Source organism: Paraburkholderia sp. GW821-FHT02A12 (assembly GCF_059422005.1).
Genome location: NZ_JBWKWA010000002.1, coordinates 453,211 through 470,135, shown reverse-complemented (window position 1 = coordinate 470,135; position 16,925 = coordinate 453,211). Strand labels below are relative to the sequence as shown.

Genomic DNA, 16,925 nt, shown 5'->3' with positions numbered 1-16,925 from the left:
ACGGTTTCTGTGACGCGCGTCATAGTCGGCTTCGCACCCTCCTCCGTGACAACCCCTATACGTTTCTATGACTCCCGTCACAGATTCGCGCTCGCGCTAAACCTATGATCGCCGGTAAGCGCAAACGAAAACAGGAGACATCCGTGACCGCCCTTCTATCCAAGAGAGAACCGCAGCAAGGTGAAGTACGGCCTCTCCGCACAGTCCGTGCGTGGCTGAAAATCCGCGAGCTCAACATCCTCTCAGTGCTGCTTCTGGTTGGGATTCTGATCAGCCTTTTTTCCCCGTACTTTCTGACGACCAACAATCTGATGGGTGTGTTCCGCTCGTTCTCCCTGATCGGCGTCATGTCGATCGGGATGATGCTCGTGATCATCACGGGTGGTATCGACCTGTCGGTCGGTTCGGTAATGGGCCTTTCGTCCCTGATCACCGCACTGGCTTTCCAGCATGGCCTCGGTGCGGGGGCTGCCATTCTCGCCGGCTTGGGCGTGGGGCTCGTCGTCGGAAGCTTCAACGGCCTTCTGATCACGCGTATCCAGCTGCCGCCGTTCATCGCAACGCTCGGGACACTGAGCATTGGACGCGGTCTGATGTACATCATTACGAAAGGCGTCCCGGTCACGCCGGACGTGCCAGACAGCTTCACGTTCATCGGCCAGGGCTATATCGGCTTCGTTCCGTCCCCCGTGATCATCATGCTGCTGCTGACGATCTGCTTTTCAGTGATCATGCGCGGGACTCGTTTCGGACGGCATGTCTACGCAATGGGCGGCAATGAAATGGCGGCACGGCTAAGCGGTGTGCGGACCAATCGGGTGAAGTTTTCAGTGTATGCGCTGTCAGGGCTCATCGCCTCGATAGCGGGCATCGTCAGCTTTTCCCGCTTTGTCTCCGCCGAGCCCGCATCCGGCTTCGGCGCTGAACTCGACGTGATTGCCGCGGCGGCAATCGGCGGAGCAAGCCTGTCGGGCGGCGCCGGCAGTGTCGAAGGCGCGATCATCGGTGCCGCGCTCGCCGGCATCATCACCAACGGCGTCGTGCTGCTCAATATCGACACCTACGCGCAACAGGCAATCACCGGCTGCGTCATCCTGATCGCCGTCAGCATCGACGTCTGGCGCGTACGCAGCAAAGGCCGTTAGGCAGCAACACCTTTTTCACCAACGAAAAACCACTCATCCAGGAGACAACATGTTTAAAAATTTGACCCTCGCGCTGGCGAGCGGCATTGCAACACTGTCGATAACGCTCGCACCCGGCGCACATGCCAAGGACGCGAAGGACATTTCCGTCGCAGTGATCCCCAAGGTAGCAGTGCCCTTCTTCGAGGATTGCAACGGCGGGGCAAAGGGGGAGGCTGACAAGCTGGGCGTCAGGTATCAGTGGGTTGTGCCGCAAAACACCCAGGGGGCGACGCAAGTACAGATCATCGAGGATCTGATCTCAAAGCACGTCGATGGCATTGCGATATCGGTCAACGAGCCGAAGTCGGTCGAAAGCGTAATGAAGCACGCAGCGCAGAGCGGTATCAAGGTGCTCACATACGACTCGGATTCGCCGAAGAGCGGGCGCGCGATGTATATCGGAACAAACAATGAATCCGCCGGTGCGACGATGGCGGAGACGATGGCCAAGGCGCTCGGCGGTAATGGCGAAGTAGCGATCGTGACGGGGCAACTGGGCGCGGTGAACCTGAATGAACGTATCAGCGGCATCAAAAAAGGGCTCGCACGTTATCCGGGAATCAGGATCGTCGATACGCAAGGCACGGATGACGATCTCGCGAAAGGTGTCTCGGTCGTCGAGACGACGTTGCGCGCGCATCCGCAGCTGAAAGGCATCTTCGGCGTGAGTCAGGTGGGCGGTCCTGCCGTGGCCAAAGTGCTCAGCACGAAGGAGTTCGGTGCCATGAAAGGCAAACTCGAGGTGCTTGCCTTCGATGATCTCCCTGACACGCTGAAGGGCCTCCGCGAAGGGTCGATTCAGGGCATCATGGTTCAGCGCCCGGTGACAATGGGCAAGCTGGCGGTGGAACATCTCGTCGCACAGATCGACGGGAAGGAGCCGCAGCCCAAAGACATCGATACTGGCGTGACGGTCGTGACAAAAGACAACGTCGGCAGTTATGCGAAGTAGCATGCAATATGCTGTCAAGGAGCCAGGCCGTGACGCCATTTCTAGAGATGCGCAACATTTCCAAAACGTTCCCCGGCGTCAAGGCGCTCGATCGCGTGAACCTTGAAATCCGGCGAGGCGAGGTGCTCGCGCTTGCCGGAGAAAACGGTGCGGGAAAGAGCACGCTGATGAAGATCCTGACAGGCGTTTATGCGCCCGACCGGGGCGGCAGCATCCTTGTCGACGGCAAGGAGATCTCGCTGCGCGACAGCAACCACGCGCGTGCGCTCGGCATCGGGATCATCTATCAGGAACTTTCAGTCGTGGGCAATCTGAGCGTCGCGGAGAATATCTTTCTTGCGAAAGAGCCGCTCGGACGCTTTGGTTTGATCGACCGCTACCGCATGCACAGCGGTGCGCGTGAGATTCTGAAAACGATCGATCTGGATCTCGATCCCGCGACCCGGGTGAGCAAATTAAGCGTCGGGCAGCAGCAGATGATCGAGATTGCGAAGGCGATTTCTGAACAGTCACAGGTCATCATCATGGATGAGCCGACAGCTTCGCTCAGCCATCACGAAACGCGCACGTTGATGGAACTCATCAAGAAGCTGCGCCAGAAAGGCATCTCGATCATCTATATATCGCACCGCCTGGAAGAGGTGTTCGAACTCGCTGACCGCATCGCCGTGTTGCGCGACGGGAGTACGGTGGATACATCACCCGCTGAAAGCGTGACCCGGGAATCGCTGGTCCGCAAGATGGTCGATCGGGAACTCAGCGAGCTGTACGCTGCGCCGGTATCGCATGCAACCGCAGAGCCTGTGCTGGAGGTCCGCAACCTCACGCTGCGCGCTTCAAGGCCGGCCGACGCGCAGATTCGCGACGTCAGCTTCACCTTGCATCGCGGCGAGGTACTGGGGATCGCCGGTCTGGTGGGCTCGGGGCGCACGGAGATCATGGAGATGATCTTCGGCATGCGTCCGTGTACCGGACAGATCGCGATCGACGGCAAACCTGTCTCCATCCGGAATCCGCACGATGCGATCGAGCACGGCATCGGCTTCGTGACCGAGGACCGTAAAGCGCAAGGGCTTGTACTCGGCATGAGCGTACGCGAGAATTTCAGCCTCACGCACCTGGACCGCTACTCGCCGTTCCAGTTTCTGCAACGGGCGAAGGAAGATGAAAGCTGTCGACAATTTGTGCGCACGCTTGGCGTCAAGACGCCGACCATCGAGCAGAAGGTCGTGAATCTCAGCGGCGGCAATCAGCAGAAGATCGTCATTGCGAAATGGGTCGCGCGCAATCCGAAGGTACTGATCGTCGACGAGCCCACGCGCGGTATCGATATCGGCGCGAAGGCGGAAGTGCATGCGCTACTCACACGGCTGGCCGCGCGGGGAATCGGCATTATCGTGATTTCGTCGGATCTGCTGGAAGTACTTGCGGTCAGCGACCGGATTCTCGTGGTGCGCGAGGGCCGACTGAACGGCGAACTGAGCCGCGAAGAAGCAACCGCGGAGCGCGTGATGGCGGCCGCTACCGCTTGAACAACACCTTACCTGCAACGGAGTTTCAACCCCATGACCACCATAGTCGTCGTTCACACCGGGCCAGTGACGGTTCAACCCATCAAGGAGCAGTTCCAGCTGTTACTGCCAGACGCACGTGTCATCAACATCGTCGATGACAGTTTGCTCAATGATGTCAGAGCCGCGGGTCATCTGACGCCTGAAGTGACGAGCCGCATCTACAGTTACGTGATGAATGCGCAGTCGATGGGCGCCGACATCATCCTGAATGCCTGTTCTTCTGTCGGCGAGGCGGCCGATCTGCTGCGCGGCATGATCCGCACCCCGATCGTCAAGATCGACGAAGCGATGGCCGAACAGGCGAGTGCCATCGGTTCGCACGTCGGCGTAGTGGCAACCGTATCGACCACGCTTGAGCCGACCGTGCGGCTCATCAGGAATAAGGCCCGGGAGCATGGCAGGCAGGCCGACGTGGTCGAGCGCATTGCAGAAGGCGCTTTCGATGCGCTTCTGGCCGGCGACGCCGCGCGGCACGATGAAATACTCAGGCAAACCATCGTTGAACTGGCCACCGAAGTCGATGTCGTGGTGCTCGCGCAGGTGTCGATGGCCCGTCTGGTACCCGCTCTTGGCGAACTGCGTGTGCCCGTGCTATCGAGCCCGCACAGCGGCGTGGAGGCTGTCAGGCGTGCTTTGGTTCAGCGTTGAGCGTATCGATGCTTCTCGTCGGCAAGGGAGCCAGCGCAGCAGATGGCTTCCGTGCCGACGTTGCGCGCCAAGCCGGCAGAAACTGCGCAACAAAGGCGGGGGTAAGCACAACCTTCCTCTCGTGCATGTCGGTCAGGCCCTCAGCCCTGAGGTCGCTGAAGTGACGGTTCACCGACTCGCGCGACGTGCCGATGAATTCTGCGAGTTTGTCCTGAGGAATCGACAGATCGATGAGCACGGCGTCATCATGTTCGCCGTATGTGAACTTACGGCCGATCTGGCTGGCGAACATTACCAGAATGTTCGTGAGGCGCTTGCGAACGTCATGCAGCGAAAGGTTCTCGATCAGTTGCTGCGCTTCCTTCCAGCGCCGGTAGTGGCTCGTCAGGACAAACTGGTTGATCACGTCATAGCGCATCAGCAGTTGCTTGAAATCCGCTTTGCGGATGTAGCAGATCATGCTGGGTGCCATCGTTTGCGCATGATGTGAATAATTCGCTTCGTTGAGCACATCGCCGTCTCCAAAGATCATGCCGGTCTTGATGAACGAAAGCGTGATTTCCTGGCCATCCTCCGTCAGCTTGTAGAGACGCACGCTGCCGGTTTTCAGCAGGTAGACGTGGTCGCTCAGATCTTCGGGCCTATAGACGATGGCATTCTTGCGCAGATTCCGGTGATCGCTGAAAGCCGGCATGACCTCATCGAGGCAATGGCGTTCGATCAACGACAGCAGCTCGCTCTTTCCAACAAACCACATAGATTGTCTCCTGAATACTTTGCGACAAAGGTCCGAGCTGCTTGCAATCGCTTTTTCTTTTGGTATTTGCTCGGGAGACTTGATTCTATCTTCAAATACTTTACACAAGGCCCTGGATGTTGCATTGATGTCGCCGCAGGCGGCAGTGCGCCACCACTGCGTCCTCGCTGAAAGAGGAAACTTGCATCCCGATGTTGAGGCGCATTGCCCCATAAGTTCGCGCGTCCTCGCACGTCGAGCCTGCCGTTCGGCCGCAGGTCACCAGGTAGACAGTACCAGAGCAACCGGGTCCGCCCGACCGTGCTGCGCTTTAGAACTGATGCCGCACGCCGAGCAGCACCATGGTCTCCGAATTCTTGCCTGAATCGAGGCCATAAGAGCCGATCGACGCGGTATCCGCCATACTGCCCCCTGCGCCATCGGCCGTCCGACCTGATGCCTTCTGGTAGGCGGCGAGCGCATACAGGTCAGTACGCTTCGAGAGGGCGTAGTCGGCACCCAGGCTGACCTGATTGTAGGTCGCGTTCGTCTGCGCACCGCCGTCGCCCTTGGTGAAGTTGTAACCAACGCCCAGTGTCGTTGCGGGAACCGGTTTGTAGTTTACATAGAGCGTAGCGTTATTAAAGCGGGTATCGGCCGACAGCGATCCTTCGCCGTATGCGACATTGCTGTACGCCGCGCCGAACTGGAACAAACTGAGTTGATAACTCGCGGCTGCGCGAATGATGCTCACGGACTTCGCCGAAAACAGTCCGCGATTGATACTCGAAAAATAGGGGTTGTCGGTCGTCGGGGCGCTAGCGCCCGGTGCGAGCGACACGCCGCTGCTGGTCAACACAAAATCGTTCGCGAAGTTCGCGTGAAAGTACCCTGTAGCAAGATTCAGCGGACCGTTCCCATACGCCGCCGCAAGCGCATAAGTCTGACCGCTCGACGCGCTGCCCGCGACCCCGCCTAGCGCATACATCCCTTCCCACTGAAAGCCCGCGTAACTCGGGCTCACATACTTCACCGCATTATTGACGCCGAGACTTTCGTCGTAGTTGTCGAGATCACCGGGAGTCGCGAATGCCGAACCGAAGACCGCATCCTCGGTCAGCGGTTCGACGAGGTCGACGAGCGGATCGAATTGCCGGCCGAGCGTGACCGTACCGAACGGAACGCTCGCCAAGCCGACAGTCGCGACCCGCCCGAACTCCCTCCCGTTGTTGTTCAGCGCACCGTTGCTGAGAACGAACCCGTTTTCGAGCCTAAAGACCGCAGAGAGTCCGCCGCCCAGATCCTCTGTGCCCTTCAAGCCCCAGGAGTTGGCGCTCAGCGTTCCGTTTATCATCTGGAACGCGCTGCCCGTGCCGCCATTCGCTTTCGGCTGATTGCTGACGTAGCCGATGGCGGTATCAAGCGTGCCGTACAGCGTCACGCTGCTTTGCGCCTGTGCGGCACTGGCCAGCGCACCACACCCTAGCGCAGCCAGGAATTTTATCTTCATCTGTTTACTTTTTAATTGAATTGAAACGGTATTTGCCAAATGCGGCTGCGTCATCACCAGCCCCGGAATCTCGACCATTGTTCGAGAATCCCACGCGACCCAGTCTGTATGACCATGTAGTGATCGTGCTGGGCGGCGGTCGGGCACGCGTGATTGGGCAGAATGCGCACCAGGGAGCCAATCGGCAGCTGCGGCAACGGCGCGGCCCCGCCGCTGCGCAGCGCGAGAATGCCCTGCTCCTGATTCGCTTGGGCCATGATCAGGTCCGGATACGGCACGCCATCGACATCGCAGACGACGCCGTAGCCCTGATCGAGCCTCTGCGACGCCGTACCGCGGTCGCGCGACATGGCCATCCAGCCCGCATCGACCAGAATCCAGCCCTTGTCGGGTTGATGGCCGATCACGGTCGCGAGCACGCTGAGCGCGATGTCGTCGATGGTGCACACGTTGAGCCCCGCCATCACGAGATCGAAGAACACGAACACCCCGGCGCGCACTTCCGTGACACCGCTCAGATCGCGCGCGAAGTGAGCCGTCGGCGTCGACCCCACGCTCACCACCGGCGTCGGGAGACCCGCATCCCGCAACACGGCCGCACACGCGACCGCTTCCGCACGTTCGCGCTCGGCCATCGCGCTGATGGCTTCGACGGCATCGCATGCGTACGATTCGCCCGCATGGGTCATGACGCCGCGCAACAGTGCGCCGCCCTCATGCAGCACGCGACCAATGGCCACCAGTTGCTCGGCCGGCTCACGCCTTACGCCGGCACGATGACCATCCGAGTCGATTTCGATCAGCGTGGGAATGGGGTCGCGACTGATGCGTGACTGCTTCGCGACCGCGTGGGCAGCATCCAGGCTATCGACCACCACCGACAGATCGACTCCACGTCGACGCAGTGCCGTCACGCGCTCGAGCTTGCCCGGCGCGATACCGACGGCATAGAGGATATCGCGTACGCCGCCCTCCGCGAATTGCTCGGCCTCACGCAACGTCGATACCGTCGCAGGTCCAGTTGGGCCATCCATGACACGGCGCGCGATTTCGAGCGACTTCGCCGTTTTCAGGTGCGGACGCAGATTGACACCGAGCCCCGCGAGCCCTCCCCGCAGACGGGCGATGTTGCGGGCCATCCGGCTTTCGTCGAGCAGCAGCGCGGGTGTGGCCAGATCTTCGATTGACCGGGTTGAAACAGGAACGGATTGCGAATCGCAGGCGATGTTCGGCTCACCGCGCAAGCGCGATGCTGGCATGATGCTGGTCATGAATCGGAATGGAGAAAGAAGTGAACGCATTTACAGCGCGACGACGCCGGTCTTGACCTGGGCGAAGCTGCGCAGCCCCTCCGCCCCCTTTTCGCGGCCGTAGCCCGAGCGCTTGAAACCGCCGAATGGCAGTTCGACGCCGCCGGACGCCCCGTACGTATTGACGAATACCTGTCCGGCCAGCACTTCGTGGATCATCCGGTGCGCAGTGCCAATGTCGCGTGTCCATACGCCGGCGACTAGACCGTAGTCGGTACCATTCGCGAGGCGCACCGCTTCATCAACATCGCGGAACGGCGTGACGGCCAGCACCGGCCCGAATACTTCTTCTTGACCGATCGCGCTGTACGGATCAACGTCATCGACCAGCGTCGGCTGGAAGAAAAAGCCGTCGCCGAGTGCGCCGCCGTTGAGCGCATCGCCGCCGACAACGATTTTCGCGCCGTGACCGCGAGCCCGTTCGACGAACGACATGACTCGGCCGCGCTGGATCTTCGAAATCAACGGGCCCAGTGCCGGGTCGCTCAGCGCGGGGCCGATCTCCACATTGGCGAAGGCGTCCGCAATGCGCTCCACCATCACGTCGTGCAAGCTCTCATGGACCAGCAGCCGCGAACCGGCCGAGCACGTCTGACCTGCGTTTTGCAGAATCGCGTTAACCACACCCGGCACCGTGCGTTCGAGGTCCGCATCGGCGAACACGATATTCGGCGACTTGCCGCCCAACTCCATCGTCGCCGGGATCACGCGGTTGGCCGCCGCGTGAGCGATGATGCGCCCCACTTCGACCGAACCGGTGAATGAGATATGGTCGATGTCGCCATGACTAGTCAATGCCGCGCCCGCGGTTTCGCCATAACCGACCACGACATTAAGCGCGCCGGCGGGCAGGCCGGCTTCGAGTGCGAGTGACGCAAGGCGCAACGCGGTCAGCGGCGCCTCTTCGGCGGGCTTCAACACGCAGCAATTGCCCATCGCGAGAGCCGGCGCAATCGTGCGCGCGAAAATCTGCATCGGGTAATTCCACGGGATCACGTGCGCCGTGACGCCGTGCGGCTCCCATTCCGTGAAGATCATCGTGTCCGCATTCAGCGGGATCGATGAGCCGTAGTGTGTTTCCACCGCGCTGGCGTAAAAGTCGAAATACCGGGCGGTGAGCTCCGCGTCGCGCCGCGCCTGTTTCAAAGGCTTGCCGGTTTGCATCGCTTCGAGACGCGCGAGATCAGCCTCGTCACGCTTGATCAGTTCGGCGATGAGCCGCAGGATGCGCGCACGCTCGGCAACCGCAAACTTGCGCCATTGCCGCGACGCGCGCCGTGCCGCGTGCACAGCGCGATCGATCTCATCGGGACCGCAATCCGCTGTCCGGGCGATCTCCTTGCCGCTGGACGGGTCCAGCACCGCAACCGTATTGTGTGTCTCGATCGACTCTGCGTCGATGAAGGCGGCCGTCTGATTCATTGCGTAACTCCTGTAGGGGCGCAAGCCGGCCGCCGCATCAGCGGCCGAACGTTGCGGGAATGCATTGGATGCTTAGCGCGCGGTAAAACCGCCATCTAGCACGAGGTCGGTACCGACCGCGAACGAACTTTCGTCGCTAGCCAGAAAAAGTGCGCCGTAGGCGATTTCGCGCGCGTCGGCCACGCGCATGATCGGCGCCCACGACGCCTGAGCCGCGGCGGTCTTCGCCGGGTCCAGGCTGTTGTCGACTTCCGCCTGCAGCAGCGGTGTGCGCGTAATGCCAGGGCACAGCGCGTTGACGCGAATGTTGTGGCGGATCAGGTCGAGCGCGATCGATTTTGTGAACATCATTACTGCGCCCTTGCTGGCGTTGTATGCCGGCGACTCAGGGACCGCGACGATGCCCATCTCCGAGCCCAGCGTGATGATTTTTCCGCCGCCGCGCTCGATCATCTTAGGTACCGCATGCTTGACCATCGTGAACATGCCCTTGACGTTGGTGGTCAGCACAGCGTCCCACTCGTCCTCGGATAGTTGCTCGATCGGCATCACGCTAGTAATGCCCGCATTGCATACGAGGATATCTAGTCCCCCATGCACATCGACAGCGTGCTTTACCATGTGGGCGGCATCCGTCATCGAACGCACGTCGCCCGTGCAACCGGACACCTCGCCGTATTGCGCGAGTTCGTCTACTGCCACGGCGAGCGCCGCCGTGTTGAAGTCGGTGATTACGACATGTGCGCCCTCCTGCGCGAACAATTGCGCAATCGCCTTACCTATGCCTGACGCGCCGCCGGTAATCAGCGCACTCTTGCCATTCAGTCTGCCCATCACGATTCTCAGGTTGGTTGTTACAAGCCACGAAGAGACCTCTGCGTGGCGAAGAAGATTTCAGGCCGCTTCGTTGCCGTAGCCAAGTGCCTTGTCACCTTCGCGTGTCGCGATCGCACCGCCCGGCAATTCGTCGACCGATTCGATTTCGAGATCGATCATTTCCGGAATCGCACCGCCTTCGATGAAGAGTACTGCGCCCAGGCGATAGAACGCTGGCGAGCGGCGACGCTTGAGTTGCCGGCCCCACACCGCAGCGAGCACGATCACTGCCACGACAATCCACGGGAACGCGGTCAGCGGTGCGGCAGGCCACGGATGAATGTTCAACCAGATTGCGGCAAGGAAGATGACGTTGGAGATGACGGGGAACGCGACATGCAGCACCAGCGAAAACTCCGCGCGATACCGCTTCCACATAAAGACAGGCAAGGCGACATTGGTGAGGATCAGGATAGGCAGCATGCCGAGCGACGACAGATAGCCGAGATTGCCGAACGCGGACATCGGGTCCCACCAGAACCCTGCGCCAATACCCACCACGAGGGTCAGGACCGAGTACACGATGATCGCGACATGAGGCGTCTTGTGCTTCGCATGGGTACGGCCGAGCGCTTTATGAAGCAGCCCGTCGCGCCCCAGCGAATACAGCACGCGGAAGTTCGCGGTGTGGATGGCAAGCACGACGGCGACGATTGCAGAGACGGCCGCGAGATCGACAAGATTGCCGTACATATGTCCAAGGTAGCGCACCGCGAGGTCGTGGATCGGCTCCTGAGAATTGGCGAGCTTGTCCATGTGCGCAGGGCCGTAGCCGACCACGATCGAATACATCGCAAACGTGAACCACAAGCCAGCGAGCACTACCGATCCAATCAGCGCGATCGGCAGATTGCGACGCGGATTACGGCATTCCTCAGCCACCGTCAGGCACGATTCGAAGCCGAAGAATGCCATCACGATAAACACGAATGCCTGCCCGATACCGCCAAAGCCCTGATCCGCGTGCATTGGCGAAAAGCTCTCGGGCACCTGACCCGCATCGCCGCCCTTGATCACGATGACGATCAACAGGCCGCCCACCACCACGACTTCTGCAATCAACAGCGCGACATCGAACTGCATCGACGCATGGACCGAATACCACGCGAGAATGCCGACCAGCACCACGACGCCGATCATCAACGCCCACCACGGCACCGTGATGCCGAAGTCAGTCCGCAGCGCGTTGCTGAGAAAACCGCCGAATAGATTGGTGTTGATCGGGCTTTGCAGCGCATACGCGAACAGCATCAGCATGCCGGCTGCAAATCCGGCTTCGCGCCCAAGACCAAGCGTAATGAACTTGTAGAAGCCGCCCGCCGACGTGACACGCTTGGCGAATTCCGCGATCGTCAACGCCATTAGCGCAATCCCCGCGGTGCCCATCACGAACACAAATGGCGAAGACACGCCGGCCTTGCCGCCGATCAGCGCCGATATGAACATCACACCGATAGTCGGCGAGATAAAGGCGAGGGACATGCCCATCGCACTGATCAATCCCAACGCATTGCGCTTGAGGCCATGGGCCTGTGCACTAGCGCTCTCCTCTTTCGTATTCATTTGAATTGCTCCAGTCAGGTCAACTTGAGCGCATCGTAGGTGGTCACAAAACTGCAATCCAATGCCGAATTTCGATCACGCGATGCAGAGCGAGCATGACGCTATGACGTATGCCTGTGATTTGTTGGGGAATGGACGAACGAAAGCCGCGCGACCAGACACGCCAGTTGCGGCGGCTCAAACAGCGGTTAGCGCTTGCAGCTGCTCAGGCAGCAGCCGACTGAACCGCGTACGTGGCGGAACTGAGCATCAGGTTTTCCCAGAATGCTTCGGCGCTGCTGGGCAAGCGGGCGCGTGGGCGGAACAGGGTGATGTCGACGTCGAGATCCCACTGGGACAAGCCCGCGCGAACCAGTTCGCCGGATTCGAGTTCGCGACCGACCTGACTCTGCGGCAGCCACGCGAGCCCGCGACCATCACGCACCATGGAGTTCAACACGCCAGCGAGCGGGGAGACGAATACACGGTCGAGCCGATCGGCTGCAGGCAATGTACGCAGCAGATTTTCGACCGCGCGACCGATGGCGGACGTTTCGGCGTACGCCAGGTATCGGCAGCGATTCGGCGACGCGCCGTCGAGCGAATCGAGCGGCTCATTGTTGGGGCCGGGCCGCGACAGCGGCAGCAAACGGTCAAAGCCGACCCGGTAGAAAAGAAACTGTTTCAGGTCGAGGCCAATATCGACTGAAGGATGCGTGTGGCACAGCATGAAGTGGCTTGCGCCCTGCTGCATCATCTGCACGCACGCGTTCGCATGGCCGGTATCGAGGCGGAACTTAAGCACTTCCCCCGCCTTTTCAGAAGCGCTGATCCAGTGGGGGAAAAATGTCAGCGAAAGGCTGTGTGTCGCGACAAACTTGACCGTACTGGCGCGCCCCTCCGCTGCCGCACGCAACTCGTCGCGCCCTTGGTAGAGCTGCCGGGCCACCTCCTCGGCTATATCGCGGAACCGCTCGCCCGCAGGGGTCAGCGCAATCGGCTGCGCGTTGCGATCGAGCAACGTGACGCCAACCCACTCTTCCAGCATCTTGACGCGCCGGCTGAACGCCGGCTGTGTCATGAAACGCAGCTCGGCGGTACGCGAGAAATTACGCGTAGCCGCCAGCGTCAGGAAATCTTCAAGCCACTTCAGTTCCATGGACAGAAATCACCCGCTCCAGTCGAAGAAACACCTGCGCCGACGAAGTCGTGATCGCCGAAGGCAGATACAAGGCGAAGCAACTGCTATGCCGGACGAAATGCCTCAGATTCGGAACGCTGGCGGTCCATCACGGTGCATACGCGCACATCTTTGGCGTCACTGAGCGAAGCTTGCGCACCGAAAACAGGCACAAACGCACGCTTCAGCGCCACAACGGGGCGTTCAAAAATCGCATGCAAACCCTAGCCCTGCTTTGAGCGCGCGCCGATAGGCGAGCGCGGCGACGGCCAGATCCTGTAGCGCAATGCCGGTTCCATCAAAAATCGTGATGTCGTCGGCTCCACTACGCTGCTGGGCGCCGCTCACCACCCCGCCGAGCGTGAGGTTCAGTTTTTCCGCTTTGAGCAAGCCACACGCGTACGCATGCTGGCACTCGCCTATCGAGACCGCCTGCTGGAAATCGTCGACGATGACGCTGGCTGCCGCCACCAGTTCTACCTCCAGTTCCTGCTTGCCGGTCGTATCCGCTCCCATTGCGTTGATGTGGACACCCGGGCGAATCCACTCACGACGGATAAGCGGCACGCTCGACGGCGTCACCGTGATCAGCACGTCGGCGTTGCGTGCGACGTGTTCGAGCGACAATGCATCGAATCGCAGGCCGTCCGCTTCGACCAGGTTGCGCAACGTGCGCAGGTTGTCCTGGTTCGGGTCCCACGCCAGCACGTGCGAGATCGAACGCACAGCGCGCGTCGCCTGATATTGGTGGACCGACTGAACGCCGGCGCCGACGATGCCGAGAATCGACGAGTCCGCGGACGCAAGGCTACGCGTCGCGAGTGCGCTGGCCGCTCCAGTGCGAATGCCGGTGAGATAGTTCGCCCCTACCAAGGCGATTGCACGGCCGGTGTCCGCATCAAACAGAAGTACCGAAGACTGGTGATTGCCCAGTCCCCTTTTTACATTACCCGGCCAGTAGCCACCAGCCTTGAGGCCAAGTACCGGTAGCGACGCATCGAAGCCGGCCTTCACGCCGAACACGGCGTCGGCATGGCCTGTCTGTTCGCGCACGACTGGATACGATTGCGCATTGCCAGCGTAGCTCGCGGCAAACACCTCGCCGACGGCTGCGATCGCGTCTTCCACGGACACGAGTTGGGATGCTAGTTGCTCCGGAATGATCAGCATAAAAGCCTCGCAGGATTAAAACCCCCTAACATACCAATAAGAAATCCGGCAGACCAATGCCAATCCGGTCTGGACCCATGCAAAGACGGTTGCGGAGGAACTCGAGTACCCGTGTTTCGCGATACGCCGAGTCGTTTGGCGATCTGGCTTTTTCGCGATAACGATTACAAGTTGAGAAAAGCTTGATGTGAATAGGACTACTCATGCAACCAACGAATAGAACTGCTCGGCGGAAGTTTGCCGGGTACCGTTGTCTTTCATCTGCCCCTTGGCGCACATGATGGCTTTGTTGCAATAAGGCGGTGTATGCTCCAGGCCACGCCCCGAGACGAACGATGTGAACGATGAAGCAGAGCCTGAATCCAGCTGTGGCGCGCGTGCTCAAGCGCCTGCATTATCCGCTCGACGTGATCCTGATGTGCGTACGCTGGTATGTGGCCTATCCGCTGAGCCTGCGTCACGTTGAAGAAATGGTCGCTGAGCGGGGGATTAGCGTTGATCATTCGACCGTGCACCGCTGGGCGCTCAAGCTGTTGCCGGTGCTGGAGAAGGCGTTTCGCCGCCGCAAGCGGCCAGTTGGAAAGAGCTGGCGAATGGACGAGACGTACATCCGCATCAAGGGCGAATGGAGGTATCTCTACCGGGCCGTCGACAAGGACGGCAACACCATCGACTTTTTGCTACGCGCCCATCGGGACAAGACTGCAGCTGGGCGTTACTTTGAAAAAACGATCGCCCAGAATGGCGTGCCCGAGACGGTGACTATCGACAAAAGCGGCGCCAATCTCGCCGCGCTCGAAGCGATCAATGCCGATCGTGAAACGCCCATCAAGATCCGCCAGTCCAAATATCTCAACAATCTCGTCGAGCAGGACCATCGGGCGATCAAGCGGCGCACGCGGCCCATGCTGGGGTTCAAGACTTTTCGCTGCGCCCGGATCCTGCTGGGCGGCATCGAACTGATGCATATGATCGCCAAAGGACAGATGAAGTGTGCTCGCGGAACCCATCAATCCACCGCCGATCAATTCTATGACCTGGCAACATAAGCAATACTTCGCATATCGATCACGTTTCATCCACGATCCTTACTGCGACAAAACCGGCACAGTAGGTGACGCACCGGGCCGACGTGGCAGTCTATTGATGGTCGGCTTCATTGGCCGAACCCAGCCCCATAACGAACTTCCGTAGTCGGCCATCTACGGCCAGCCAAGGTGTCCGGGTAGATCGTCAACGATCGCGGCGGCCGTCGAGCTGCACACGCTACCAGCGGTGCCCGGGCCACGACCGGCCGTTCGTGCGCCCTTTGAAAATTTCCCGACGGCCGACGCTCACTGACCCCGACCGAGTCGCCAGCGGCGGCCGATCCATCGCGCTACGCGTCGTCGATACGAGAGGTACTGATCCCCGAATAGTTGGGCAAGCGCGTGTTCCTCAGGAATGATCTGCACGACCGTGATGACGATCACGAACAGCGGCGGAACGAGCCATGGACTCGCGCTGCCGAGCCAGACCGCCCAGCCGATCAGGAGCAACTCCAATCCCAGATACATGGGGTTGCGGCTAACGCAAAAAACCCCGTCGGTCACAAGGCGCGAGGCCTTGCTTGGGTCCATGGGATTGGTGGTCGTTCGCGCCTGACGAAAACGGACGAAGGCTGCCACGGCGATGGCGAGCCCGATCGCAGCGGGGAGGCTGCCGAATCGGTTCCATGGCGGGGCGATCCAGTGACCGAGCGGCATCCAGCGGTGCAGTGCCCACATGAGGGCGGCCGCGGCCAGCATCACGATTGGTGGCGGAATGCGAGGCTTCATAGGGGCGAACGAGCGCGGGCGTGGAGAGGCGCTTTGCCGAAAGGCGTTTTCGGACACCAACGGCGTTCAAATCTTAGCAAGCTTATCCGATGAGTGTCTCGCAAGCCATGCAGAGCACGCCACGCAGCAGCTCTCTGGTTGAAAACCTCAACTCCCGGCTGCGCAACTGCCTGACGCTCCGGCGCCATCTGAACGGTAGCCGCGCCTGGCTGGGCCTGCTGCAGTTCTTCTTCAATCACCGCCGCTTCACGCGCAGCCGGTGCGGCAAGCGGCTCGGCAAAAGTCCGCGTGAAGCGATGACGGGAGAAGATCATCCGCACTGGCTGACGCTACTCGGACTCGGTCCGCTTCAGCCCCGGCAAAGTTGATCGCCTGAGGCCGCAGACCTCAAACTGATTCGCATTCCATGTTAATCCTGCCTAAAAATGCAGGAAGAATCAGCTCGTCTGTGTAACGCAAAAAACACGGGTTTGAACTACGCCCAGAAACGCGGGGGGCCGTCACGATCGCTGGCATCGAACTGGCACATCGCATTCGCAAAGCACAGTTTGATCTCACGAGTCTGCGTCTCAAAGATCTGACTGCGTCTGCTGTCTGGAAGAAGGTTCTTTCAGCTTGATAAGGTAACGGTGAGCACGCCGCTTTTCCTTGATCGCCGCTGTTTGCACCAGAGCCATTTCGCGGTCGAAGTGACGGCCGTTGAACAACCACTCGATGTCTTTCAGCTTACTCATTGCGGGTTCGTGCTCGTCAAAACATAAGCGTAACCCAACGGCCCGTCCGATTTGCACCACAACCTTCCCGGCTACATCCGGCATTGGGCTGAGCGTTACGGAGTGCGATACGGAAATGTCAGCTTTATAGTTCGCCGGCCGATCGTCGTACGCCTATACTTCATATTGAATGATTAATAGTTGAATGCCGCTCGGGCGCCCTGTACACGTTGATGCGAGCCACCGATAGCCTGCACGCGGCTTTGGAACCAATCCGGCGCCGGTGTT

General features: G+C 60.1%; 16 protein-coding genes. 6 read left to right on the top strand and 10 right to left on the bottom strand.

Going from position 1 to position 16,925, the window contains the following annotated elements:
- Positions 1 to 143: 143 nt before the first annotated feature.
- The 4 genes from AC07WT_RS23295 to AC07WT_RS23280 are packed head-to-tail and all read left to right on the top strand — an operon-like array spanning position 144 to position 4,361.
- Positions 144 to 1,145: an ABC transporter permease gene (locus tag AC07WT_RS23295; RefSeq protein ID WP_494948761.1), complete on the top strand. Its 1,002-nt coding sequence runs from the start codon at positions 144 to 146 to the stop codon at positions 1,143 to 1,145.
- A gap of 49 nt (positions 1,146 to 1,194) precedes the next feature.
- Positions 1,195 to 2,139, top strand: a complete 945-nt coding sequence (locus AC07WT_RS23290) for a sugar-binding protein (protein WP_494948760.1) — start codon at positions 1,195 to 1,197, stop codon at positions 2,137 to 2,139.
- A gap of 29 nt (positions 2,140 to 2,168) precedes the next feature.
- Complete coding sequence (locus AC07WT_RS23285; protein ID WP_494948759.1) at positions 2,169 to 3,671, top strand: sugar ABC transporter ATP-binding protein; 1,503 nt, start codon at positions 2,169 to 2,171, stop codon at positions 3,669 to 3,671.
- A 33-nt stretch (positions 3,672 to 3,704) separates the two neighbouring features.
- Positions 3,705 to 4,361 (top strand): aspartate/glutamate racemase family protein, encoded by a 657-nt coding sequence (locus tag AC07WT_RS23280; protein WP_494948758.1) that lies wholly within the window; start codon positions 3,705 to 3,707, stop codon positions 4,359 to 4,361.
- Here the strand turns inward: AC07WT_RS23280 and AC07WT_RS23275 are convergent.
- The 8 genes from AC07WT_RS23275 to AC07WT_RS23240 all read right to left on the bottom strand — a co-directional run bounded on the left by AC07WT_RS23275 (position 4,336) and on the right by AC07WT_RS23240 (position 14,107).
- On the bottom strand, positions 4,336 to 5,118 hold the full coding sequence (locus AC07WT_RS23275; RefSeq protein ID WP_494951015.1) for a Crp/Fnr family transcriptional regulator: 783 nt from the start codon (positions 5,116 to 5,118) through the stop codon (positions 4,336 to 4,338). The genes AC07WT_RS23280 and AC07WT_RS23275 overlap by 26 nt on opposite strands.
- A gap of 310 nt (positions 5,119 to 5,428) precedes the next feature.
- Complete coding sequence (locus tag AC07WT_RS23270; protein ID WP_494951014.1) at positions 5,429 to 6,607, bottom strand: porin; 1,179 nt, start codon at positions 6,605 to 6,607, stop codon at positions 5,429 to 5,431.
- 53 nt (positions 6,608 to 6,660) lie between these two features.
- On the bottom strand, positions 6,661 to 7,746 hold the full coding sequence (locus AC07WT_RS23265; RefSeq protein ID WP_494951013.1) for an alanine racemase: 1,086 nt from the start codon (positions 7,744 to 7,746) through the stop codon (positions 6,661 to 6,663).
- Positions 7,747 to 7,908: 162 nt separating this feature from the next.
- Positions 7,909 to 9,339, bottom strand: coding sequence for an aldehyde dehydrogenase family protein (locus AC07WT_RS23260; protein WP_494948757.1), 1,431 nt, complete (start codon positions 9,337 to 9,339; stop codon positions 7,909 to 7,911).
- Between the two features lie 72 nt (positions 9,340 to 9,411).
- Positions 9,412 to 10,173 (bottom strand): SDR family NAD(P)-dependent oxidoreductase, encoded by a 762-nt coding sequence (locus AC07WT_RS23255; protein ID WP_494948756.1) that lies wholly within the window; start codon positions 10,171 to 10,173, stop codon positions 9,412 to 9,414.
- A 60-nt stretch (positions 10,174 to 10,233) separates the two neighbouring features.
- Positions 10,234 to 11,778 carry an APC family permease gene (locus tag AC07WT_RS23250; protein WP_494948755.1) on the bottom strand — a complete coding sequence of 515 codons (1,545 nt, stop codon included), beginning with the start codon at positions 11,776 to 11,778 and terminating at the stop codon, positions 10,234 to 10,236.
- A gap of 205 nt (positions 11,779 to 11,983) precedes the next feature.
- Complete coding sequence (locus AC07WT_RS23245) at positions 11,984 to 12,916, bottom strand: LysR family transcriptional regulator (RefSeq protein ID WP_494948754.1); 933 nt, start codon at positions 12,914 to 12,916, stop codon at positions 11,984 to 11,986.
- A 225-nt stretch (positions 12,917 to 13,141) separates the two neighbouring features.
- A complete protein-coding gene (locus AC07WT_RS23240) occupies positions 13,142 to 14,107 on the bottom strand; it encodes an ornithine cyclodeaminase family protein (RefSeq protein WP_494948753.1) in 966 nt (321 codons plus the stop codon).
- A 344-nt stretch (positions 14,108 to 14,451) separates the two neighbouring features.
- On the opposite strand from AC07WT_RS23240, the gene AC07WT_RS23235 reads away from it, so the two are divergent.
- Positions 14,452 to 15,156, top strand: a complete 705-nt coding sequence (locus AC07WT_RS23235) for an IS6 family transposase (RefSeq protein WP_494948752.1) — start codon at positions 14,452 to 14,454, stop codon at positions 15,154 to 15,156.
- 285 nt (positions 15,157 to 15,441) lie between these two features.
- Here AC07WT_RS23235 and AC07WT_RS23230 read toward each other — a convergent pair whose 3' ends face one another.
- Entirely contained in the window at positions 15,442 to 15,924 is a 483-nt protein-coding gene (locus AC07WT_RS23230; RefSeq protein ID WP_492595722.1) for a methyltransferase family protein, read from the bottom strand.
- A 107-nt stretch (positions 15,925 to 16,031) separates the two neighbouring features.
- Here AC07WT_RS23230 and AC07WT_RS23225 point away from each other — a divergent pair, with 107 nt between their 5' ends.
- Entirely contained in the window at positions 16,032 to 16,292 is a 261-nt protein-coding gene (locus tag AC07WT_RS23225) for a hypothetical protein (RefSeq protein WP_494948751.1), read from the top strand.
- A gap of 201 nt (positions 16,293 to 16,493) precedes the next feature.
- Here the strand turns inward: AC07WT_RS23225 and AC07WT_RS23220 are convergent, their stop codons facing one another.
- On the bottom strand, positions 16,494 to 16,658 hold the full coding sequence (locus tag AC07WT_RS23220) for a hypothetical protein (protein WP_494948750.1): 165 nt from the start codon (positions 16,656 to 16,658) through the stop codon (positions 16,494 to 16,496).
- Positions 16,659 to 16,925: the final 267 nt, after the last annotated feature.